The organism is Ectorhizobium quercum, from assembly GCF_026552795.1.
Taxonomy (GTDB): domain Bacteria; phylum Pseudomonadota; class Alphaproteobacteria; order Rhizobiales; family Rhizobiaceae; genus Ectorhizobium; species Ectorhizobium quercum.
This window is the reverse complement of the sequence record NZ_JANFPI010000012.1, coordinates 35,564-57,275: the sequence shown is the minus strand read 5'-3', so window position 1 is coordinate 57,275 and position 21,712 is coordinate 35,564. Positions and strand designations below refer to the sequence as shown.

Genomic DNA, 21,712 nt, shown 5'->3' with positions numbered 1-21,712 from the left:
TAAAAATAACGACTTAATTCTTCTCTTGGCCATTCGTCCCTATGCTAGGGGTAAAATGGTCACGGTCCAATACGTCAAATACTCCATTGGCCGATCCGCCCTTCGAAGCCGACACTGACCTCCAGTTGGCGACCCGGGGCCAGCGACAGTTCCTCCACTCTCAAAGACAGGATGAGGCTTCGCAATGAAGGACGTGACCCCCAACATACTTCCCGTGACGCGCCGCAGGCTGCTGGCCGGCCTTGCGGCCCTGCCGCTGGCCGCCGCCTTTTCCCGCCCGCTGCTGGCCGCCGATTTCCCGACCGAAAAGGTCAACACCACCGGGCTCGCCGTGACGGACACGACCGTCAAGGTCGGCATCCTGCATTCCGTGACCGGCACGATGGCGATTTCCGAAACGGGATCGGTGCAGGCGGAAAAGCTGGCGATCGAGCAGATCAACGCCGAGGGCGGCATCCTTGGCCGCAAGATCGAGTTCGTTCAGGAAGATGGTGCCTCCGACTGGCCGACCTTCGCGGAAAAGGCCAAGAAGCTGCTCGTCCAGGACAAGGTCGCCGCCGTTTTCGGCTGCTGGACCTCGGCGTCGCGCAAGGCGGTCCTGCCGGTGTTCGAGCAGTATAACGGCATGCTCTACTACCCGACTTTCTATGAGGGCCTGGAAGAAAGCCCGAACGTCATCTACACCGGCCAGGAAGCGACGCAGCAGATCATCGCCGGAATCGACTGGGTGGTGAAGGAGAAGGATGCGAAGACCTTCTACCTGCTTGGCTCGGACTATATCTGGCCGCGCACCTCCAACAAGATCGCCCGCAAGCACATCGAGAAACTGGGCCTCAAGGTGGTCGGCGAGGAATATTATCCGCTTGGCCACACCCAGTTCAACTCGGTCATCAACAAGATCAAGCTGACCAGGCCGGACGTGATCTACGCGATCGTCGTCGGCGGCTCCAACGTCGCCTTCTACAAGCAGCTCAAGGCCGCCGGCATCGATCTGGCCAAAGAAAGCCCGCTGCTTCTGACCATCTCGGTGACGGAAGACGAAATCCTCGGCATCGGCGGCGAGAACATCGCCGGCGCTTATGCCACGATGAAATATTTCCAGAGCCTCGACAATCCGAACAATGTGGCCTTCGTCGATGCCTTCAAGAAGATGTGGGGCAACGACATCGTCATCGGCGACGTGACGCAGGCCGCCTATCTCGGCCCCTGGCTGTGGAAGGCGGCGGTCGAGAAGGCCGGCTCCTTCGACATCGACAGGATCAAGGAAGCCTCGCCCGACATCGAGCTGACCACCGCGCCGGAAGGCTACGTCAAGATCCACAAGAACCATCACCTGTGGTCCAAGACCCGCGTCGGCCATGCCCGCGCCGACGGCCAGTATGACGTGGTCTACGAGACGGCCGACCTGATGGAGCCGAACCCGTTCCCCGAGGGCTACCAGTAAGCCCGCCCTTGGCGTCGCGGTCCGTCCGCGGCGCCGCCTTTCCCTTTCCCTTCCGACGAACGATCTCAGAGGCAACCATGTTTGGCGACTATACGCTTGGAGAACTGGGCGCGATCCTGGCAATGCAGGGCTTTGCCGGTCTCAGCCTTTTCTCGGTCTTCGTGCTGATGGCGCTCGGCCTCGCGATCATCTTCGGCCAGATGGGCGTCATCAACATGGCCCACGGCGAATTCATGATCCTCGGCGCCTATGTGACCTTCATCTGCTCGTCGCTGACGGCGAGTTACGCCCCGGCGCTGTTTCCGGTCTACTTCTTCGCCGCGATGGCGCTTGCTTTCGTGGCCAGCTTCGCCCTCGGCCTTCTGGTCGAGTGGAGCATGATCCGCTTTCTCTACCACCGGCCGCTCGACACGCTGCTCGCCACCTGGGGCCTGTCGCTCATTCTCCAGCAGCTCTACCGTTCGGTGTTCGGCGCGCGCGAAGTGGGCGTCACCCTGCCGGACTGGCTGATGGGATCGGTGGCGCTGACCGATCTGATCGAGATCCCGATCAACGGCCTGTTCGTCATGGCGCTCACCTTCCTCATCGCCGGCGGCGTCTATGCCCTGATGTACCATTCCACCTTCGGCCGGCAGGTCCGCGCCGTCCTGCAAAACCGTGTCATGGCCGGCGCCGTCGGCATCAACACCCGCCGGGTCGACCGCATCACCTTCGCGCTCGGCTGCGGCATCGCCGGCATCGCCGGCTCGGCCTTCACCATGATCGGCTCGACCGGCCCGACCGCCGGCCAGCTCTATATCGTCGATACCTTCCTCGTCGTCGTCTTCGGCGGTGCGGCGAGCCTCCTCGGCACCATCGCCTCGGCCTTCACCATCTCGCAGGCACAGTCGACGCTCGAATTCTTCCTGAGCGGGTCGATGGCGAAGGTCCTGACCCTGCTGACCGTGGTCGGCATCCTGATGCTGCGCCCGCAAGGCCTCTTCACCCTCAACATCCGCCGCTAACAGGGGAGCCGATCGCCATGATTCCCGACACCACCTTGTTCCAGAAACGCGAATGGCTGGCCTTCGTCGCGCTCGCCGCATTGCTTCTTCTCGTCATCCCCGGCGTTCTCGACGTCTTCCGCCTGAACCTCGTCGGCAAGTACCTGACCTATGCCTTCGTCGGCCTCGGCCTCGTGCTGTGCTGGGGGGCGGGGGGCATTCTCAGTCTCGGGCAGGGCATCTTCTTCGGGCTGGGCGGCTATTGCATGGCCATGTTCCTGAAGCTGGAAGCCTCGACGCCTCAGGCGACCGCCATTCAGTCCACCCCCGGCATTCCGGATTTCATGGACTGGAACCAGGTGACGGCCCTGCCGTTCTGGTGGCAGCCGTTCAACTCCTTCGCCTTCACCCTGTTCGCCGTTGTCGCCGTGCCCGCGTTCTTCGCCTTCATCATCGGCGCGGCCATGTTCAAGCGCCGGGTCGGCGGCGTCTATTTCGCCATCATCACCCAGGCCATTGCCGCCATCCTGACGATCCTCATCATCGGCCAGCAGGGCTATACCGGCGGCGTCAACGGCATCACCGACCTGCGCACGCTTCTCGGCTGGGACATCCGCACCGACAGCGCCAAGTTCGTTCTCTATTTCGTCAATGCCGGCCTGCTGCTTGCCTGCCTCGTCTTCGCCCAGTTCGTGCGGGTCTCGAAATTCGGCCGGCTGCTGGTCGCCATGCGCGACCGGGAGGACCGCGTCCGCTTCTCCGGCTACGACGTCGCCGACTTCAAGATCTTCGTCTTCTGCCTGGCCGCCATGTTCTCGGCCATCGGCGGGGCGATGTTCACGCTCCAGGTCGGCTTCATGTCGCCCTCCTTCGTCGGCATCGTGCCCTCCATCGAAATGGTGATCTTCTGCGCGGTCGGCGGTCGCCTGTCGCTGTTCGGCGCGGTCTACGGCGCGCTTCTCGTCAACGCCGCCAAGACCAGCTTTTCCGAAAGCTTCCCGGAACTCTGGCTGTTCGCGATGGGTGGCCTGTTCATCGCCGTGGTCATGGCCTTCCCGCTCGGGCTCGCCGGCCTCTTCCGGGATTACGTCGAGCCGGCCGCGACGCGTCTGCTCGACCGTCTCTTCTCGCGCTCGCGCCCGGCATCGCTTGCCGGCGGCAACTGAAGGGAGGAAAAGCGATGAACCAGCCAATCGGAGCCGCGGTGCCGAAGGATTTCCTCCTCGCGGTCGAAGCGCTCACCGTCTCCTTCGACGGGTTCAAGGCCGTCAACGACCTGTCCCTCTATGTCGACGAGAACGAGATCCGCGTCATCATCGGCCCGAACGGGGCCGGGAAAACCACGGTGCTCGACCTGATCTGCGGCCGCACGAAGCCGACCTCCGGCTCGATCCGCTTCGCCGGCGAGGAACTGACGACCCGGCGCGAATACGAGATCGTCCGCGCCGGGGTGGGCCGCAAGTTCCAGAACCCGTCGATCTACGAGGACCTGACCGTGTTCGAGAACCTCGAACTGTCCTTCCCGCGCGGCCGCGACGTGTTCGGCGCGCTGTTCTTCAAGCGCGACGGCGAGGTGAAATCGCGCGTCGAGGAGGTGGCCGGGATGATCTTCCTGAAGGACCATCTCGGCGTACAGGCCGGCATCCTCAGCCACGGCCAGAAGCAATGGCTGGAGATCGGCATGCTGCTCATCCAGAGCCCGCGCCTGCTGATGCTCGACGAGCCGGTGGCCGGCATGAGCGTCGCCGAGCGGGTCAAGACTGCGGAGCTTCTGCACACCATCATCCGCAACCAGTCGGTGATCGTCATCGAGCACGACATGAAGTTCGTCGAGGACATCGCCACCCGCGTCACCGTGCTCCATCAGGGCAGGGTTCTGTCCGAAGGCAGCATGGAAAGGGTCAAGAACGACCCGAAAGTCATCGAAGTCTATCTCGGGCATTAGGAGCGAAGCATGCTAACCGTCTCCAACCTCCGCGTTTTCTACGGCCAGAGCGAGATCATCCACGGACTCGACCTTGATCTGGGCCCGGCCGAGATCGTCGCCGTCATGGGCCGCAACGGCATGGGCAAGACGACGCTGATGAAATCGCTGATCGGCATCGTGCCGGCGGCGGAAGGGTCGATCCGCGTCGGCGACGCCGAGGTCGCCGGGCTGGAAAGCTACCGCCGCGTCGCCGCCGGTCTGGCCTATGTGCCGCAGGGCCGCATGATCTTTCCGGCCATGACGGTGCAGGAGAATATCGAGACCGGCCTGACCGTCACCGGCGAGCGCGCCGTGCCGGAACAGCTCTACACGCTGTTTCCGGTTCTGAAGGATATGCGCGGCCGGCGTGGCGGCAATCTTTCCGGCGGCCAGCAGCAGCAGCTCGCCATCGCCCGGGCGCTCGCCTCGAAGCCGAGGGTGCTTCTGCTCGACGAGCCGACCGAGGGCATCCAGCCCTCGATCATCAAGGACATGGCGAAAACGCTCTGCCGCATCCGCGACGAGATCGGCCTGACGATCCTGGTGTCCGAACAGGTTCTGAGCTTCGCCCTCGACATGGCCGACCGCGTGCTGGTGATCGAGAAGGGCGCCATTGTCCATGAAAGTCCGCGGCAAGGCATCGACGAGGAAAAGGTTTCCGCCTTCCTGTCGGTCTGAGCGCCCCACCGTCTTCACCCGTCCCAACCAGAGGAGACTTGACATGCCCGAAACACTGATCTCCGTCGACCTGTCGCGCCCGGCGACGGAAAACGAGAACCTGCACAACCGCTGGCATCCGGATATTCCGATTGCGGCCTGGGTGGAGCGCGGCGACGACTTCATCGTCGAAACCGTCGACTGGACCGGCGGCGCCATCAAGAACGACGATTCCGCCGAAGACATCCGCGACGTCGACCTGACCACGGTGCATTATCTCTCCGGTCCCATCGGGGTGAAGGGCGCGGAACCGGGCGACCTGCTCGTCGTCGACATTCTCGACGCCGGCACGCTGAAGGGCCATGAATGGGGCTTCAACGGCTTCTTTTCGAGGACCAACGGCGGCGGTTTCCTGACCGATCACTTTCCCTCGGCCCAGAAATCGATCTGGCATTACGAGGGCATGTTCACCCGCTCGCGCCACATTCCCGGTGTCTCCTTCGCGGGCCTCATCCACCCCGGCCTGATCGGCACCCTGCCGGACCGCACGCTTCTGGAAACCTGGAACGCCCGCGAGCAGGCGCTGATCGACACCGATCCGGAGCGCGTCCCGCCGCTCGCCAACCCGCCGCACGCCCGCACGGCCCATCTCGGCAAGCTGAAGGGCGAGGGCTTCGACAAGGTCGCTGCCGAGGGTGCCCGCACGGTGCCGCCGCGCGAGCACGGCGGCAATTGCGACATCAAGGACCTGTCGCGCGGCTCGAAGATCTATTTCCCGGTCTACGTTCCGGGCGGCGGCCTGTCGATGGGCGACATGCACTTCAGCCAGGGCGACGGCGAAATCACTTTCTGCGGCGCCATCGAGATGTTCGGCGCGTGGCTGCACATCCGGGTCGACGTCATCAAGGACGGCATGGCCAGGTACGGGATCAGGAACCCGATCTTCAAGCCCTCGCCGATGGTGCCGAACTACAAGGACTACCTGATCTTCGAGGGCATTTCGGTCGACGAGAGCGGCACGCAGCACTATCTCGACGCCAACGTCGCCTACCGGCAGGCCTGCCTCAACGCCATCGAATACCTGAAGAAGTTCGGCTATTCCGGCGCGCAGGCCTATTCGATCCTCGGCAGCGCGCCGGTGCAGGGCCACTTTTCCGGCGTCGTCGACATTCCGAATTCCTGCGCGACGCTCTGGGTGCCGACCGAAATCTTCGACTTCGACATCATGCCCGGCGCGGACGGACCGAAGAAATTCCTCGACGGATCGGTCGACATGCCGATCGCCCCCGACCTTTGAAAATGGGGAAGGGGGAGGCCGCTGGAAAGCCTTCCCCGCCCTGCAATACCAGCATCGAGGAGACGACCTGTGCCCTATTACGATTATCGCTGCGACACCTGCGGAGACTTCACCGAACTGCGCCCGATGTCGCAATGTGCCGAACCGGGCGATTGCCCGCATTGCGGTGCGAGCGCCGCGCGGGTCATCCTTTCCGCACCGGCTTTCGCGCTGATGGAGGCCGGACGCCGGCAGGCTTTCGCCATCAACGAACGCGCGGCGCACGAGCCGAAAAGCACCCGCAAGGACGGCCTCCATCCGCCGGGCTGCGGCTGCTGTTCCAAGGGCGGCGCCGGGAAATCCAGAGCCGTCTATCGCGCCGACGGGGCGAAGACGTTTCCCTCCGCCCGGCCGTGGATGATTTCTCATTGAGCCGCATTGCGTGCGCGATGGCTACGTCCGGGTGCGCTCCCAGTACCAGGCGGCATACATGCGCCGCCTGTCATGCCCGCGCGTCTTGAGGAAGGTCCGGATCGTCCGCACATCCTGTTTTTCGCAGGCCACCCAGACGAAGGTCTCGTCGTCGATGGCGGCAATCGCCTTCCGGGTCGCTTCGACGAGACCGCTGGCGGTGCCGGCGGCGTAGGTCTTGCGGTGCAGCCATTGAACGTCGAGCTGGCCCGCGGTCGGCAGCGGTTGTTCTTCCGTCGCGTCGTCGACCTCGATAAGGGCCTGCATCCGCGTGCCTGCCGGCACCTCGGCGGCTATGCGGGCAATCGCCGGAAGGGCGCTCTCGTCTCCGGCCAGAAGGATGGAGCCTGCCTGCGGCGGGCCGCCGCCCGCCGGCCCGAGCAGCGCGACCGTTTCGCCCGGTTGCGCATCGCGGGCGAAATCGGCCCCGGGGGTCGGGACGCCGGGGGCAGGGTGCTGGAGGAAATCGATCCACAGTTCCCGGCGCTCGAGATCGACGGCGCGGATCGTGTAGATTCGGACCAGCAATTCGTCCTCGCCCTCCGGCCAGGCGACGCGGCCATCCTCGCGCGTGCCGGGCCAGACCGGCGGCCGGCCCTTCGGCGGAACGAGCAGGCGGACGTGCATGTCGCCGCCGACGAACGGCGCGACGTCGGCGCAGGCGAATTTCACCCGCCGCATGTGCGGAGTGACGTTTTCGGCCGAGACGACGGTGACTTCGTGGAGGTTCGGCAGCACGGCCAGCGGCGGCGCGCCGGACCAGCGGAGTTCGAGCGGATCGTCCCCGGCGAAGTAGAACAGATGCTCGGCGATGAGGGTGCGGCTCATCTGGAGCATGTCCGCCGTCGGGCAGGCGAGTTCGATCAGCAGCCGGCCGTCCTCCCTGCGGAAGTCGGCGGTGCCGGTCTCGCTCTTCAGCCGCACGAGATCGCCGGTCCGGTGAACCTCGGCATGCTCGACGAAGTGTTCGCAGATTTCGTCGAGCATATGGCCGGCATCCTTCGGCAGCGCGATGCCGGAGAGTTTGAAATCCGTAACGGTGCTCATGATCGGTCCTCGCTCTGGAACGTCTCCATGCCGGCGCTTTCGTCCCGTCCGCTCTCGTGGATGGAGGGCTCGGCCAGCATCCGGTGCCGGCCTATCGGAAGCATGATCGGCCTGCCCGAGGTCGGGTCGGCGATGATGCGGCTCTCGAGGCCGAAGACCTGCCGTACCGTCTCCTCGGTCAGCACCTCCTCCGGCCTGCCGGAAACATGCAGGCGCCCGTCTGCCATCGCCACGAGATGATCGGCGTAGCGCGCGGCAAGATTGAGGTCGTGCAGCACCATGACGATGGTGGTTCCGCGCGTCTCGTTGAGATCGGTCAGGAGATCCAGTACCTCGATCTGATGGCTGATGTCGAGGAACGTGGTCGGCTCGTCCAGAAGCAGAAGGTCCGTCTGCTGTGCCAGCGCCATCGCGATCCAGACCCGCTGGCGTTGCCCGCCGGACAGTTCGTCCACCGGCCGTTCGGCAAGCTCCACGGTTCTGGTAGCTGCGAGCGCCGCCGCCACGGCCTCGTCGTCCCTGTGCGTCCAGCGCGAAAACAGGCCCTGATGCGGATGCCGTCCCCGGCTGACGAGATCGGCCACCGTGATGCCTTCCGGCGCAACGGGCGACTGGGGAAGCAGGCCCAGCGTGCGCGCCAGTTCCCGCGGCGCGATCCGGTGGATTGACTTGCCGTCGAGCAGGACATGGCCGCGCTGCGGTGCAAGCAGCCGCGACATGGCCCGCAGGAGCGTGGACTTGCCGCAGGCGTTGGCGCCGACGATCACGGTGATTCGGCCGGACGGCACGGCAAGGTCGAGCCCGTCCAGAACGACGCTGTCGCCATAGCCGGCGGCAAGCTGGCTGACGGTGAGGGAATGGGTCGTCATAGCGATCCTCCGGAGCGGTTGACGCGTATGATCAGGTAAATGAGATAGGGCGCGCCCAATGCGCCGGTCACGACGCCCACCGGATAGCGGCTCGGCAGGAGGAACTGGCCGCAATAGTCGCCGGCCAGCACGAGCACCGCACCGACCAGCGCGGAGGGGATCAGAAGCGAGCCGTTATTGCCGACGATGCGGGCGGCGATCGGCCCGGACAGGAAGGCGACGAAGGCGATGGGTCCCGTGACCGCCGTCGTGCAGGCGATCATGCCGACCGCGGCGATGATGATCACGACGCGGGTCCGGCCGACCCGGACGCCGAGGGCGGCGGCGGTGTCGTCGCCCAGCCGCAGCGCCTCGAGATCGCGGGCGCGGCTGAGCAGCAGGCCTCCGAAAAGGACAAGGGCCAGCAGGAGAGGCAGGGCCTGGCCGGGTTGCGCGCCGTTGACGCTGCCGGTCAGCCAGCGCAGCGCTTCCTGAAGGCTCCAGGCCGGCGCGCCTGACAGGATATAGGCGATCAAGCTTTCCAGCATGGCCGAAACGCCGATGCCGACGAGGATGAGCCGCGTGCCGGCCACGCCGTTCCTGAAGGAGAGCGCATAGACCAGCAGGGCTACGCCGAGGCCGGCGCCCACGGCGAGGACCGAAACGATCGCCCCCTTCAGCGACAGGACGACGATGGCGAACACCGCCGCCGCGCTTGCGCCCCAGCTGATGCCGATGATGTCGGGACTGGCGAGCGGATTGCGCAGCATGATCTGGAAGGCGACGCCGCCGAGACCGAAGCTCAGGCCCGCAAGCACCGACAGGATCGCCCGCGGCAACCGCAGTTGCCCGATGGTGAAGGCCACGCCCGGCACGTCCTCGCCCATCAGCAGGCGGACGATATCCTGCGGCGGCGTGAAGGATTGGCCAAGCAGCAGGGTCAGGGTGAAGGCGGCGGCGAGAAGGGCCGCGAGAACGGCGATGACCAGCGTGCGCCTGCGCGTGCGGCGGCTGCGGTTGTCGACGATGGTGTCGATGATGGGAGAAAGCGTCGTCATAGGTCGCGGACCCGCTGGCGGCGAACGATCCAGATGAAGAACGGCGCGCCGACGAAGGCGGTGACGATGCCGACATCGAGTTCTCCCGGGCGGGCGATGATGCGCCCGACGATATCGGCGGCCAGCAGCAGGCCGGCGCCGCCGAGCGCGGAAAAGGGCAACAGCCAGCGATGATCGACCCCGACCAGCAGGCGGCAGAGATGCGGCACGATCAGGCCGAGGAAGCCGATCGGGCCGCAGACCGCGGTGATCGCCCCGCACAGCAGGATTGCGCCGAACGCGGCGACGGCCCGGGCGACGGCGACGCGCTCGCCGAGCCCGGCGGCCAGCTCGTCGCCAAGCGCCAGCGAGTTCAGCTTGCGCGCCGACAGCAGGCTGATGACGAAGCCTGCCGCGAGAAACGGCAGGACAGGCAGGATGCGCTCGAAAGTCGCCCCGCCGACGCCGCCGATCTGCCAGGCGCGGATGCCGCCGGCGATATCGTTTCGCGGCAGCACCACCGCGATGACCAGCGAGGAAAAGGCGACGGAGGTGGCGGCCCCGGCAAGGGCCAGCTTGAGCGGCGTGGCGCCGCCGCGCCCGAGCGAGCCGATGACATAGACGAAGACCGCGGAGACCCCGGCGCCGAGAATGGCCGTGAAGATATAGGCATGGGCGGAGGCGATGTTGAACCAGGCGACGCCCACCACCACCGCCAGCGATGCGCCCATGTTGACGCCGAGGATGCCGGGATCGGCGAGCGGATTGCGCGTTACCCCCTGCATGATCGCTCCGGCCAGCCCGAGCGCGCCGCCGGCGAGAAGGGCGAGGATCGTGCGGGGAACCCGCATGGCCACCGCCGCCTGATCGATCGTCTCCACATGTCCGCCGAGCGCCGCCGCAATGTCGCCGAGGCCGACGTCCCGCGTGCCGGTCGCCACGGAGAGTGCCGAAAGCAGGACGAGCGCGGCCGCGGTCAGCATCAGCCACAGCGCCCGCGAGCGGGCCGGCGCCGGCATGCCTCGCGCCGCGGCAACGTCAGTCCTCATTGCGACTTCCCGGCGGCAGCGGCAAGAAGCGCGACATAGTCCTTCAGCACCCAGGAGATCGAAAGCGGCGTCGGGTTGGCGGCGGTGCCGAGCGGGTTGCGGCCGAGCATGACGAGGGCATCCTTGCCGACGGCGGGCATCCGCGACAGCAGCAGGTCGGCTTTCACGGCGTCCAGCAGCGGCATGCTGCCATAGGCTACCACGATGTCGACATCGTTGAAGATATCGACCCGTTCTGCGCTGACGCTGGCGGCGAACTGCCCCGGCTTCGTCGCCTCCAGCACGCTTTTCGGCGATGTGAGCCCGAGGTCGGCGAAGAACTTCACCCGCGTATCGTTGGCGGTGTAGAAATTGACGGTGCTCAGGTTGGTGACGTCGAGATGGGTGACGAACATCGCCGTCTTGCCCTGAAGTTCCGAATGCCCGGCGACCGTTTCGGCAATCTCCTTCTCGATGCGCGCAATCAGCGCCTCGCCTTCGGCGGCCATGCCGAGCCCGGCGCTGTTGAGGCGGATCATCTCGCGCCAGTCGGTCGCCCAGGCGGATTCGGGATAGGCGACGACCGGAGCGATCTGGCTCAGCGTGTCGTAGTCGGACTGGCTGAGCCCCGAATAGGCCGCCAGGATGACGTCCGGCCGCGTGGCGGCGACCGCCTCGAAGTCGATGCCGTCGCCCTCGTCGAAGAGCACGGGCGTTTCGGCGCCGAGTTCCGTAAGCTTTTCGGCCACCCAGGGCAGCAGCCCGTCGCCGTCGTCATCGCCGAAATTGGCAGCGGCAAAGCCGACCGGCACGATGCCGAGCGCCAGCGGAACCTCGTGGTTCGCCCAGGCGACCGTCGCCACGCGCTCGGGCTTCCTGGCGATCGTCGTCGTGCCCAGCGCATGCTCGATGACGATGGGATAAGACGTATCCTCCGCAGCCCCAGCGCAGCCGGCTGCGATGAACCAGAGGCACAGGGCGACGAATCTCATGGGAAAACGAAAGAGCCGCAGCATTGGCGAAACCCTCCATGACGTTTCAAAGTGGAGTTTTCGTTTCAGGTTCATCGGGCGGCGTCAAGGCGGATGCCCGTGGCTTGGCAACGAAGCGGCGAAGTTTCCGTAGGTTTCTACAAAACCGCAGGAATCTACAATACTGGACGGTTTCTATAGTTGATATGAGCACTCATGTTTCCCTGCCAATGACTCATTCGTCAAACACAGAGGCTTTTCTCCATGACTTTGCGCGTTTCAGCCCCGGTGCGTCTTCTTCAAACGACCTCTCTTTCCGCATACTGCCTTTGCGTGATCGGCCTTGCCCCGTCGCTGGCGCAGGAAGATACCACGCTCGCTCCGATCGTCGTGGAATCGGATGCCGACGCGCAGGAGGCCGGCGTCAGTTCAAGCGGCCCCGTCAAGACGGACCGGTATGTCGGCAAGTCAGCCACGGTCGGCACGAAGACCCAGGTCGAGCTTGCGAAAGTGCCTCAGTCGGTCTCGACGGTATCGCGCAAGGAACTTGAAGACCGCAACGTGCAGAGCCTTGTCCAGGCGACCAATTACAGTTCCGGGGTGCGAACGGGCGTGTTCGGCTTCGACCCCCGGTTCGACACGGTTTTCATCCGGGGCTTCAATGTCACTGACAGCGGCTATTATCGGGACGGCCTGCGTGATCTGGGAGGCGTCTTTTCGGTTGCGCGCAAGGAGCCCTACGGGATCGAGGGCGTCACCATCCTGAAGGGCCCCAGCTCCGTCCTTTACGGCGGAGGCTCGCCGGGAGGGATCGTCAATGTCGTCAGCAAACGTCCGACCGAGGTGCCGTTCAACGAGATCGAAGTGCAGGCCGGCAATTTCGACCGCCGCCAGATCAATATCGATTCGTCCGGACCCGTCGCCGGAAACGACAATATCCTCTACCGGATCACCGGCCTTGCCCGGGGCGCGGACACCCAGTTCGTCGCAACGAAGGACGACCGCATCTATATCGCACCGGCCTTGACCCTGCGCTCGGACGATCACGACACGCAGCTGACGATTCTCGGTGAGTATTCGAACATCACCAGCGGCGGGGCCGCGGGCTTTTTAAGCGACAACGGAAACCTGACGGATATCGAGCACGGAGATCCGGCCTACGGGGACATGGATGTTATCCAGAAGCGCATCGGTTACGAGTTTCAGCACCGGTTCTCGGACGACCTGATCTTTCGTCAGAACCTGAGGGCGGCCCGGATAAATACGGATATGAAGTACGTGTCTGTCGTCGGAATTTCCCCGGACGGCCTGTCGGCAACGCGAACCGCAAATCGTCTGATAGACCGGGCCGATACTTTCGCGATCGACAACCAGCTCGAATGGAGGGTCGATACGGGGCCGCTTGCCCACACGCTGCTCGCGGGCATCGACTACACCTATCTCGACAGCGGTTATGATTTCGGAAGCGTCGCCGCGCCGGACCTCGATCTCGTCGACCGGAATTACGGCCAGCAGCCGATCACGCCCCCGACGGCTCTGTCGACTCTCTACACGCTCAAGCAACGCCAGACGGGCGTCTATCTCCAGGACCAGATCGAATACGACAGGTTCGTGTTGACCCTCGGCGGCCGCTACGACTGGCTGGATGCCAACCAGTACGGGAATTTCGGCCATTTCTCCGGACGTGCCGGTCTTGCCTATCTCTTTGACAACGGCATTGCGCCCTATGTCAGCTATTCGACGTCCTTCGCCCCCAATACGGGCAGGAGCGCCACGGGGGAATATTTCGATCCTTCCGAGGGCGAGCAGTTCGAAGTCGGCGTAAAATATGCACCGACCGATCTGAACCTTGCGATAAACGCCGCTGTCTTCAACATCGAGCAGACCAACACGCTGGCGTCCGACCCTGTCGTCATCGGTGCCTCCGTCACGCGTGGCAAGGTGCGATCACGCGGCTTCGAGATCGAAGCCAAGGCCAATCTGATCGACAACCTCGATCTGCTTGCGTCCTATACCTATCTCGATATGGAAATTCTGGCCGGCGACAATCCGGGCAAGGTTCCGGCCGGCATCCCCGCCAACCAGTTCGCGCTGTGGGCTCATTACCAGATGCCGTCGGGGCCGCTTGAGGGCCTCTCCCTTGGCGCGGGCGCGCGATATTACTCCAAAACCTGGAAGGACGACGGCAACGATACCGGCAAGAACGCCGATCGTATCCTTGTCGATGCGGCTGTCGCCTACGACTTCGGCGCTGCGAACCCGAAGCTGGAAGGGCTTACGGCCCGCCTGAACGTCAGCAATGTTTTCGACAATCGCGAGACGACCTGCTCGGGGTCCTACTGCTATGTCGAGGAAGGCCGCACGGTCATCGGATCCCTTCGTTACCGCTTCTGACGAACGGAGGCGCCGGGCATCGCGCATCGGGTTCCCGGATCGGGGATCCGGTGCGGTTTCAATCGCAGAGGCCGTGTCGGCCTGTCTGCATGCGCCGCCAGGCGGCGGGTGTTTCGCCGGCCACCTGCCGAAAGGCTTTCGTCAGGTGGGCCTGATCGGAAAAGCCGAGCCGGGCGGCGATGTCGGCAATGGTCAGGTCGCTTTCCACCAGCAGCTTCTGCGCAAGGCCGATGCGCTTGCCGAGCTGCCATTGCAGGGGCGTCTTGCCCGTCGTCTGCTTGAAGACATTGGCGAACCAGCTTTCGGAAAGGCCGACGATCGCCGCCATTTCGGAGACGGTCAGGCGGCTGTCGCCGTGGGTGTCGACGCGCGAGATCAGCTTGTTCATCTGCGCCTGCGTGAGCCTGCCATTGGCATGTTCGCTGCGCGGATCGGGAATGTCGAGCAGGCCGCTGACGATGCTGCCGACGAGGCTTTCGGCATAGACGGCATGCTTCGAGGGGGTCGACACCTCCTCGACCAGCAGGCCGGCGAGTGTCTCCACCGCACCGGCATCCTGGATTTCCACCGGGCGGCGCAGGGCCGCGAGCGCCGCCGACGAGCCGATAGAGGGCGACAGGAACCGCAGCAGCCGATCCTTGTGCAGATGCAGGTCGAGATGGGAAAAGCGATGCGTGGACGTGAAATTCGTCCACAGCGGAACGCCTGCCGGGACATAGATCGCCCGCGTCATCGGGCGGGAGTGCCCGGCAATCCCGCCGTCCCGGTTGGTCATCCGGATATGGGGCGAGACGTCGTTGAAGAAGATCACGATGCGCGGATCGGGGGAGAGGTAATATCCCCGGGCGCCGGACTGGCCTTCCGCATCCCAGAAGACGCTCACGAGGCCGTCGAGGCCGCGCCACTTGACGGGCGCAAGCACCTTGATGCCTTCCGTATAGCAGGTCATGGAATGAAGATACGTCACCGTTCGGGACCGTCCTTGTTCGGCAGGAAGGCGGGCATGCCTTTCTCACGGAGCATCGCGATGAAGCAAATCATTGCAGTTTGCGTCTCCAATGGCCAGGGATTTGCCAGCGCGCGACGGTGCCGTCCGGAATTTTTAAGATGACGAAAATTATCATGTTTTTGACGTATGGCAAGACATGAATGCGTCTCGGCTGCCCGCGACATGGCTTGCCCTGCGTCACATCATCCGACGAAGGCGGAAATGATGATGGCGTTGACGATGTCGATGAAGAACCCGCAGACGAGCGGCACGATGATGAAGGCACGGTGCGCTGCGCCATACTGCTGCGTGACCGCCGTCATGTTGGCGATGGCGGTTGCCGTCGAGCCCAGCGTGATGCCGCCGAAACCCGCGGATATCACCACGGCTTCATAGTTCCGTCCCATCAGGCGGAAGACGACGGCGACCGTGTAAAGCACCGTCAACGCGATCTGGACCGCCAGCGTGCAGGCGATGAAGATGAAGATGCCGCCGAGCTGCCAGAGCTGGAGCCCCATCAGCGCCATCGTCAGGAAGAGGCCGAGCGCCAGGTCGGAAATCAGCGCCAGTCCGTCCTCGACACCGGGCCACAGCCGCTGGATCGTCGCGCCGACCGTGTAGGGCATCAGGTTGCGGATCAGTATCCCGGCCATCAGGCAGCTGACGAAGGCCGGGATGGTGAAGCCGCTCAGTTCGATCAGGCTGTTGATGCTCAGGCCGATGATCAGCGAGACATTGAGCGCCAGGATCGCCCACAGGACGCAGAAATAGTCCAGCCTCGACTGCGGCTTCTCGAAGGACGCGCCGATGTCGAGTTCGGTATCGTGCGTCGCGACGATCCGATGGCGCTTCATGAGAAAGGCGGCGATCGGCCCGCCGATCACGCAGGCGGCGATGAGGCCGACGGTGTTGGCCGCCACTCCCAGTTCCCCGGCGTTCGGGATGCCGAGCCGCTCGACGAAGATGGGGGCCCATGCGAGCGTGGTCCCGATCCCGCCGGTCAGCGAGATCGACCCGACCATGAGGCCGGCCTTGGGGTCGAGCCCGAACATCGATGCCATGCCGAGACCGGCGAAATTCTGGAGAAGCATGAAGACGATGGCGAGCGTGAGCAGGATCGCCAGTGGCCGTCCTCCGGCAAGCAGGCTGCGCACATCGGCCTTCAGGCCAATGCCCGCGAAAAAGAGCAGGAGCAGGAAATCGCGCATCCCCAGCTCGAAGACGATCTGCTGCCCGGTGAACGCGTAGGCGGCCGCGACCACCGCCGTACACAATATCCCGCCGACGACCGGCTCGGGGATCGCGTATTTTCGCAGGAGCAGGACGTTCATCGTCACGATCTTGCCCGTAAGCAGAAGGATGACTGCGATGGTGAAGGAGAAAAATGCGTCTACCTGCATTCTGGCCCGTTGCTGCTTCGGCGGAGAACCGGCCTGGAAACGAAGCCCTGCACGTTCATGCGGTGAGACCCCTGATTTTCCGGTTGCCGAACCTCCCCGTTTCGATCTTCGTGTCCTTGTCATCACCTGTTGACGACGTCGCCTTATGCCGGTAGTCCTGCGGCATGGTCAATAGGGTGGAGAAGAGAAAATGCCGAGCCGCGTCATCCGTGCGGAGGCCGACGACACGACCCGGGATCGCATCCTCAAGGCCGCTATGCTGCGCTTTTCGGCGCATTCCTATGAGGACACCGGGTTGCGCGATCTGGCCGGCGATGTCGGGGTCGACATGGCCTATGTCCATCGCAGCTTCGGGTCGAAGGAGAAGCTGTTCTACGAGGCCGTCAAGGCGACGCTCCAGCCGGCGCGGGTTTTCGCCGCCGATCGCGACGAACTGCCCGCGGCGCTTGCGCAGGAGATTCTGACCGGGCGGGGAGCGAACGAGATCCGCTCGCTCGATATCCTCGTTCGTTCCTTTTCCAGCCCTGACGCCTCGCGGGTGTTGCACCGGGTCATGAGCGATGACTTCATCGCGCCGCTCGTCGCCAAATGCGAGGGCGTGGGCCAGCAGCGTGCAGCCCTGGTCGGGGCCTTTCTCGTCGGCGTCGGGATTCTGAGGGACGTGATCGGTGCGGAATCCTTGCAGGAAGGAGAGGGCGGAACGCTGGAGCGCCTGATTTCGCAGGTGATCGCCGGCCTTCTGGACGTCGAGACGGCGGAGGGGGAGGCGACCTCCGGCGTCGCTGCGGAACAACCGAAACCGCAGTGATCGTGCTGCCGTTTTTCAGGGCGAGGCAATCAGCCCGGGCCTGTCGTTTTATCACATGAGAATCCGCAGCCGGCCGGCGCGCGGAAAATGCGGTCAGAACTTGTAGCCGAGCTGGATTCCCGCACGCGTCGCGCCGTCGTTGGGGCCGTCGCAGAGATTGGCATGCGACGAGTGCGCGACCTGCGCGATGGCGCTCCAGTGGGCGTTGAAGCGATAGCCGGCGCCGACATGCTCGCGAAGCAGGAAGCGGCAGCCCAGTTCGGGGCCGTCCGCGTTGTGCTCGAGTTTGCCGTCGTGCCATGTCACGCCGAATCCCGCTTCGGTAAATATCCGCTCGGTGATGCTGAACTGCCAGGACAGGCCGCCGAAGACCTGCGTCGCTTCGCCTGACGTGCCGACAGAGGTGCCGAGACCGATCCGCGGCCGGGCCAGTTGCTGCTGCCAGCCGACCGCTTCGTCCAGACCCAGCGGATCGAAGAAGGCGGTCAACTCCGGAAAAGCGCCGCTTTCCCGGGAATTCCCGCTCTGAACCGATGCCGACGCCCCGAAGCGAAGCTCATCGAACAGCCGGTCGCCGGCAAGACAGTCCTGAACGGCCGCGCTCGAGACGGAGCCGGCAATAACGATCGACCAGAAGCGGCGCATTTCGATCTCCGAATCGCACGAATGTCATATCATGGAGGCCGAGGCTGGCGCAGGACTTGCACGACGATGCCGCCGCTTCCATTTCAAGGGGCAGGGCGGGTTCAGGTCCGTCTGGAAAACGCATCCCTGATCTTGCGGATCGTGCGGTCATGGACGGCCCTGGCTTCGGCAAGCCCGCTCTTCACCGCTTCCCAGGACACGTCGCCGGCATCCTTCGCCTCGCCGATCCTGGCCTGGAATTTTTCCGCTTCCTCCGACAGCCGGCTGATCGCGACGTCCATCTCGCCGCGGGCCTTGTCCACGGTTTCGGCAGCCTGATCGCGCAGTTCCTTCACGGAGGCCTCCCACGACTGGCGCTGCGCCTTCACGCGCGCGGCAACGATCTCGCGCGCGGCATCCGTCCGGTCTCCCACGGCGGACAGGAGCGACTGGAAAGCGGCTTCGACCTCGACCCACTCCGCTTCGAGCGCGTTCGGGAACTCTTCGACGGTCTGCTTCGCCGCATCGGCCCGGGCGCGCAGGCCGCCCTGATATTTCTCCAGCGTGTCGCGCGATTGCCGAAGGCGCGCCAGCGCGTTTTCCGCTTCCTCGCGGGCGCGTTCCTTCAGGCCGCCGATGGATTTTTCGGCCTCCGATATCAGGGTATCCAGATCGTCGAGGCGTTGTTTCGCCCATGCGACGCCCTCATGGGCATTGGACCGGTCGCTCATCGTGACTTCCTTTCCTGGTGTGAACACGGCGCTACTTGAATGTTCCGAACGGAACCTGCTGATCCCGGGACGGCTCGTTCTCGAGGAAATCGGTGCGGCAGAGATCGCAGACCATATCCTCGATCTGGCGAATGCAGTTTTCCTGAATCGTCTCCCAGTCCATGCTGCGGAGCATGATGCCGCGCAGGAACTTGAAGCTGGCGATCGCGGTCACGATCGCGCTGACGCGGAGCCTCAGCGCCTTGTCGTCCGGCGGGCGGCGGGAAAAGTCGCTTGCGGCGAGGATGAGACGGTCCAGCAAGGGAGCGATCGCCTGATCGTAAATCAGGGTGAATGCCTCATCGTTGTCGTAGGTGCAGCGGGCCACGAAGGCCGTCCACGAGTGCGGTTCGGCATCCTCCAGAATGATATGCAGAAGGCATATGAGGGCCTCCTCGAAGCGGCCGGCCTTGTCCTCGTCCGGCACTCCCTCCAGGATCCGCGTCACTTCCTCGCAACGCTCGCTGGCATAGTCGGCGATCATCCGGGCCGCGGCGAGATAGAGTTCCTTCTTTCCTCCGAAATGATAGGGAATCGCCGAAAGGGTGGTGTTGGCCGCCTTCGCCAGCGCCCGCGTGCTGGCGCCCTCATAGCCAACGCTGCCGATGACCTCGATCGCAGCTTCGATGAGCTGCGCGCGGGTTCTGGCGCTCCGGCTTTCGTGTCCGCTTGTCCCACTTCCGTTTGGCATCACAGGATTCTCTCTCTTGTCCAAGAATTAGTTCGAACGAACGAACTTATCAAGACCCATTCGAAGCGAGATCATAGGGTCTTCAGGAAAGCCTCGAGGGCGGATTTCTCGTCTTCGGTGAGATGCAGCGGTTTGATAAGGGGGGAAACGCGGGCGGCATGCGGAAAAAGCGGATGGTCCGCTTCCGCATCGTTGCGCGCGCGAACCTCGCCGCCGCCGCGGTCGTAGAGATTGATGACGTTTCTCAGGCTCGGAAACAGGCCGTTGTGCATGTAGGGCGCGGTCTGCGCGACGTGGCGCAGGCTCGGCGTGCGCATCGCCCCGGCATCCTCCGCCCGGTCGGTGACGAGATAGCGGCCGAGATCCTCCGTCTTCTCGCCGAAGAACGAGATCTTCAGGTTGTGAAAGCGCTCATCCGTGAGGAGGGGGCCGAAATGGCAGTTGGCGCACCGCGCCTTCGTCCGGAAAAGATGCAGCCCCCGGATTTCCCGGTCGTCAAGCTGGCCAGCATCGCCCGCCACGAAGCGGTCGAAACGCGTCTGCCGGTCAAGGCCGGACTGGAACGCTGCAAGGGCATCGCCCGCAAGCGCGGCGGTCAACCGCTCGGTGCTGTAGAGCGCACGGGCGGCCTGCCCGTATTCATCGATGGTCGCAAGCCGCGCCTCGACGCCGGCGAGGTCGAGATTCCCCATCTCGCCGGGTGCCGTCAAAGGTTCGAGCGAACGTGCGGCAAGGGCGATATCCCGCCCGTCCCAATCGAGATGGCGGCGTGCCGCCACCGTGTGCAGGCCGGGCGGGTTTCTCCGGCCCTTCGATCCCGCCATGCCGGTGGAGAGCGGTGCGGGCACGCTCCAGCCGTGGTCGGGCCGATGGCAGGACGCGCAGGAAACGCTGCCGTCCACTGAAAGGCGCGCGTCGAAGAACAGGCGCTCTCCCAGTTCGGCCCGGGCGGCCTCGGAGCGGTCCTGCCGAGAGTGGGCAGGGCTCCCGAGTTCGGCAAAATCCACGCCCGGATCGATCCACGCAGCCGGCCATTGTTGAGGCGGGCGGGCATAAAGATCGCGAAGCGACGGCGCATTTGCCTGCGCAGGCCCGAAGGCGGACAGGCAGGCGGCAAGGAGCAGGGCCCGGCCGCCGTGTCCCGCCCGCCGCGTCAATGGCAATCGTTTCCGACCTGGTTGAGGTAAACGTCGAAGGCGACGTCGGACGCCCATTGGGCCTCCTTTTTCGCCCAGTCCTCGCCGCGGGTGATGTCGGCAAGCGCCTCTTCCACCGCGCCCGCGAGATCGGCATCCTTCGCCGGCACGGCCACGACCAGCGCGGAAAGGGCGGCTTCCGGCAGGGTCGCGGAAAATTTCCGCCATTCGTCGCTGGCGAGCAGCAGGCTGAGCGACCTGTCGTCATGGATGGATGCGTCGCAGACCCCGGTGCGCACGTCGATCAGCGCTTCGGCCGGCGCGCGCCGCACCCTGAGCGATGCGCCGAGCGACTGCGCCAGTTGCCGGCCCCGGATATTGGCTTCGGAGACGCAGACCGTCTTGCCGGCCAGATCCTCCCACTCGCGCACCGTCGTGAAGGTTGGCATGGCGACGCTGAGCCCGGACCGATAGCCGGTTGGCAAGACCCTGAAGGACGGGCCTGGTGCGAAGGAACCCGGCGCGTTCGCGTCGAAACGGGTGCTGGAAAGGGCTTCGCGGCCGATGACGAGATCGACGCGCCCGGCCTCGAGCGCTGCGTCCTGCTCCGCCGCCGGAATCTTCTCCAGTTCGACCGGGCGGCCCAGTCGCCGGCCGATCTCGGCGGCAAGCGAAGCCTCGAAGCCTTCCTCCGTAAAGATGCGGGTGGTGTCCGGTCCCCAGACGGGCACGAATTCCACGCCGACCCTCAGGATTGCCTCATCGCTGTCCGGCGCGCCGCAGGCGGCCGAGGCGGTGGATATCGCGAGGAGAAGGCCGGCGGCGATGCGGCCGGCTCGGTTCCCCATCATGCGGCAAGCTTTCACGTCCATTCAGCCCTCGTCCTCATCTTTTCCCGTCCTGCGTGCGCAGGCTCCCGTTGCGCAGCACAGCCGCCCTGCGTCCGGCTCATTGCGCGAAGGCCGGATATTGCGAAACAGGTTTTCGCCGAAGGGCGAGACAACGCAATTTCTTCGGTTGACGAATGTCATTCTCACACGTCAGAATTACACATATCCTATAGAATACCTTGTTTAAACGCAAGTTTATTCGAAGCATCATCCATCAATGTTGAAGCAGGGGGCTTTAATGCGGAAGAATATCCTTAGTCGAGTTGAGCGTTATATTGGCGGC

General features: G+C 64.5%; 21 protein-coding genes. 9 read left to right on the top strand and 12 right to left on the bottom strand.

Features of this window, described 5'->3' with window-relative positions:
* Window positions 1-184: 184 nt before the first annotated feature.
* From urtA to NOF55_RS22525, 7 genes are all read left to right on the top strand, one after another.
* Entirely contained in the window at window positions 185-1,444 is a 1,260-nt protein-coding gene (gene urtA, locus NOF55_RS22555) for an urea ABC transporter substrate-binding protein (protein WP_306413390.1), read from the top strand.
* Between the two features lie 77 nt (window positions 1,445-1,521).
* Window positions 1,522-2,448, top strand: coding sequence for an urea ABC transporter permease subunit UrtB (urtB, locus tag NOF55_RS22550; protein ID WP_306413389.1), 927 nt, complete (start codon window positions 1,522-1,524; stop codon window positions 2,446-2,448).
* A gap of 17 nt (window positions 2,449-2,465) precedes the next feature.
* The gene (gene urtC / locus NOF55_RS22545) at window positions 2,466-3,593 is read left to right on the top strand and encodes an urea ABC transporter permease subunit UrtC (protein ID WP_306413388.1); all 1,128 of its coding nucleotides are present in this window, start codon (window positions 2,466-2,468) and stop codon (window positions 3,591-3,593) included.
* 14 nt (window positions 3,594-3,607) lie between these two features.
* A complete protein-coding gene (urtD, locus tag NOF55_RS22540) occupies window positions 3,608-4,372 on the top strand; it encodes an urea ABC transporter ATP-binding protein UrtD (protein WP_306413387.1) in 765 nt (254 codons plus the stop codon).
* A 9-nt stretch (window positions 4,373-4,381) separates the two neighbouring features.
* A complete protein-coding gene (gene urtE, locus NOF55_RS22535; RefSeq protein ID WP_306413386.1) occupies window positions 4,382-5,071 on the top strand; it encodes an urea ABC transporter ATP-binding subunit UrtE in 690 nt (229 codons plus the stop codon).
* Between the two features lie 43 nt (window positions 5,072-5,114).
* Window positions 5,115-6,347, top strand: a complete 1,233-nt coding sequence (gene fmdA, locus NOF55_RS22530; RefSeq protein ID WP_306413385.1) for a formamidase — start codon at window positions 5,115-5,117, stop codon at window positions 6,345-6,347.
* Between the two features lie 69 nt (window positions 6,348-6,416).
* A complete protein-coding gene (locus tag NOF55_RS22525; RefSeq protein ID WP_306413384.1) occupies window positions 6,417-6,758 on the top strand; it encodes an FmdB family zinc ribbon protein in 342 nt (113 codons plus the stop codon).
* Window positions 6,759-6,779: 21 nt separating this feature from the next.
* On the opposite strand, the gene NOF55_RS22520 is transcribed toward NOF55_RS22525, so the two are convergent.
* Genes NOF55_RS22520 through NOF55_RS22500 form a run of 5 tightly spaced genes read right to left on the bottom strand, consistent with a single transcriptional unit; the run spans window position 6,780 to window position 11,773 of the window.
* On the bottom strand, window positions 6,780-7,844 hold the full coding sequence (locus tag NOF55_RS22520; RefSeq protein ID WP_306413383.1) for a DUF2218 domain-containing protein: 1,065 nt from the start codon (window positions 7,842-7,844) through the stop codon (window positions 6,780-6,782).
* Window positions 7,841-8,713: an ABC transporter ATP-binding protein gene (locus NOF55_RS22515; protein ID WP_306413382.1), complete on the bottom strand. Its 873-nt coding sequence runs from the start codon at window positions 8,711-8,713 to the stop codon at window positions 7,841-7,843. Before NOF55_RS22515 ends, NOF55_RS22520 begins: the two co-directional genes overlap by 4 nt.
* Complete coding sequence (locus NOF55_RS22510; protein ID WP_306413381.1) at window positions 8,710-9,750, bottom strand: FecCD family ABC transporter permease; 1,041 nt, start codon at window positions 9,748-9,750, stop codon at window positions 8,710-8,712. Before NOF55_RS22510 ends, NOF55_RS22515 begins: the two co-directional genes overlap by 4 nt.
* Window positions 9,747-10,748, bottom strand: a complete 1,002-nt coding sequence (locus NOF55_RS22505) for a FecCD family ABC transporter permease (RefSeq protein ID WP_306413414.1) — start codon at window positions 10,746-10,748, stop codon at window positions 9,747-9,749. The genes NOF55_RS22510 and NOF55_RS22505 overlap by 4 nt, the downstream gene beginning before the upstream one ends.
* Window positions 10,749-10,774: 26 nt before the next feature.
* Window positions 10,775-11,773, bottom strand: coding sequence for an iron-siderophore ABC transporter substrate-binding protein (locus NOF55_RS22500; RefSeq protein WP_370869043.1), 999 nt, complete (start codon window positions 11,771-11,773; stop codon window positions 10,775-10,777).
* Between the two features lie 288 nt (window positions 11,774-12,061).
* Here NOF55_RS22500 and NOF55_RS22495 point away from each other — a divergent pair, with 288 nt between their 5' ends.
* Entirely contained in the window at window positions 12,062-14,122 is a 2,061-nt protein-coding gene (locus tag NOF55_RS22495) for a TonB-dependent siderophore receptor (RefSeq protein ID WP_306413379.1), read from the top strand.
* Window positions 14,123-14,180: 58 nt separating this feature from the next.
* Here NOF55_RS22495 and NOF55_RS22490 read toward each other — a convergent pair whose 3' ends face one another.
* Window positions 14,181-15,089 carry a helix-turn-helix domain-containing protein gene (locus NOF55_RS22490; RefSeq protein WP_306413378.1) on the bottom strand — a complete coding sequence of 303 codons (909 nt, stop codon included), beginning with the start codon at window positions 15,087-15,089 and terminating at the stop codon, window positions 14,181-14,183.
* A 224-nt stretch (window positions 15,090-15,313) separates the two neighbouring features.
* On the bottom strand, window positions 15,314-16,510 hold the full coding sequence (gene gltS, locus NOF55_RS22485) for a sodium/glutamate symporter (RefSeq protein ID WP_306413377.1): 1,197 nt from the start codon (window positions 16,508-16,510) through the stop codon (window positions 15,314-15,316).
* 190 nt (window positions 16,511-16,700) lie between these two features.
* Here gltS and NOF55_RS22480 point away from each other — a divergent pair, with 190 nt between their 5' ends.
* On the top strand, window positions 16,701-17,318 hold the full coding sequence (locus tag NOF55_RS22480) for a TetR/AcrR family transcriptional regulator (RefSeq protein WP_306413376.1): 618 nt from the start codon (window positions 16,701-16,703) through the stop codon (window positions 17,316-17,318).
* 93 nt (window positions 17,319-17,411) lie between these two features.
* Here the strand turns inward: NOF55_RS22480 and NOF55_RS22475 are convergent, their stop codons facing one another.
* From NOF55_RS22475 to NOF55_RS22455, 5 genes are all read right to left on the bottom strand, one after another.
* Window positions 17,412-17,963, bottom strand: a complete 552-nt coding sequence (locus tag NOF55_RS22475; RefSeq protein ID WP_306413375.1) for an acyloxyacyl hydrolase — start codon at window positions 17,961-17,963, stop codon at window positions 17,412-17,414.
* Between the two features lie 101 nt (window positions 17,964-18,064).
* On the bottom strand, window positions 18,065-18,673 hold the full coding sequence (locus NOF55_RS22470; protein ID WP_306413374.1) for a hypothetical protein: 609 nt from the start codon (window positions 18,671-18,673) through the stop codon (window positions 18,065-18,067).
* A 31-nt stretch (window positions 18,674-18,704) separates the two neighbouring features.
* A complete protein-coding gene (locus tag NOF55_RS22465; RefSeq protein ID WP_306413373.1) occupies window positions 18,705-19,403 on the bottom strand; it encodes a CerR family C-terminal domain-containing protein in 699 nt (232 codons plus the stop codon).
* A 71-nt stretch (window positions 19,404-19,474) separates the two neighbouring features.
* Entirely contained in the window at window positions 19,475-20,560 is a 1,086-nt protein-coding gene (locus NOF55_RS22460) for a cytochrome-c peroxidase (RefSeq protein ID WP_306413372.1), read from the bottom strand.
* Complete coding sequence (locus NOF55_RS22455; protein WP_306413371.1) at window positions 20,557-21,390, bottom strand: type 2 periplasmic-binding domain-containing protein; 834 nt, start codon at window positions 21,388-21,390, stop codon at window positions 20,557-20,559. The genes NOF55_RS22460 and NOF55_RS22455 overlap by 4 nt, the downstream gene beginning before the upstream one ends.
* Window positions 21,391-21,712: the final 322 nt, after the last annotated feature.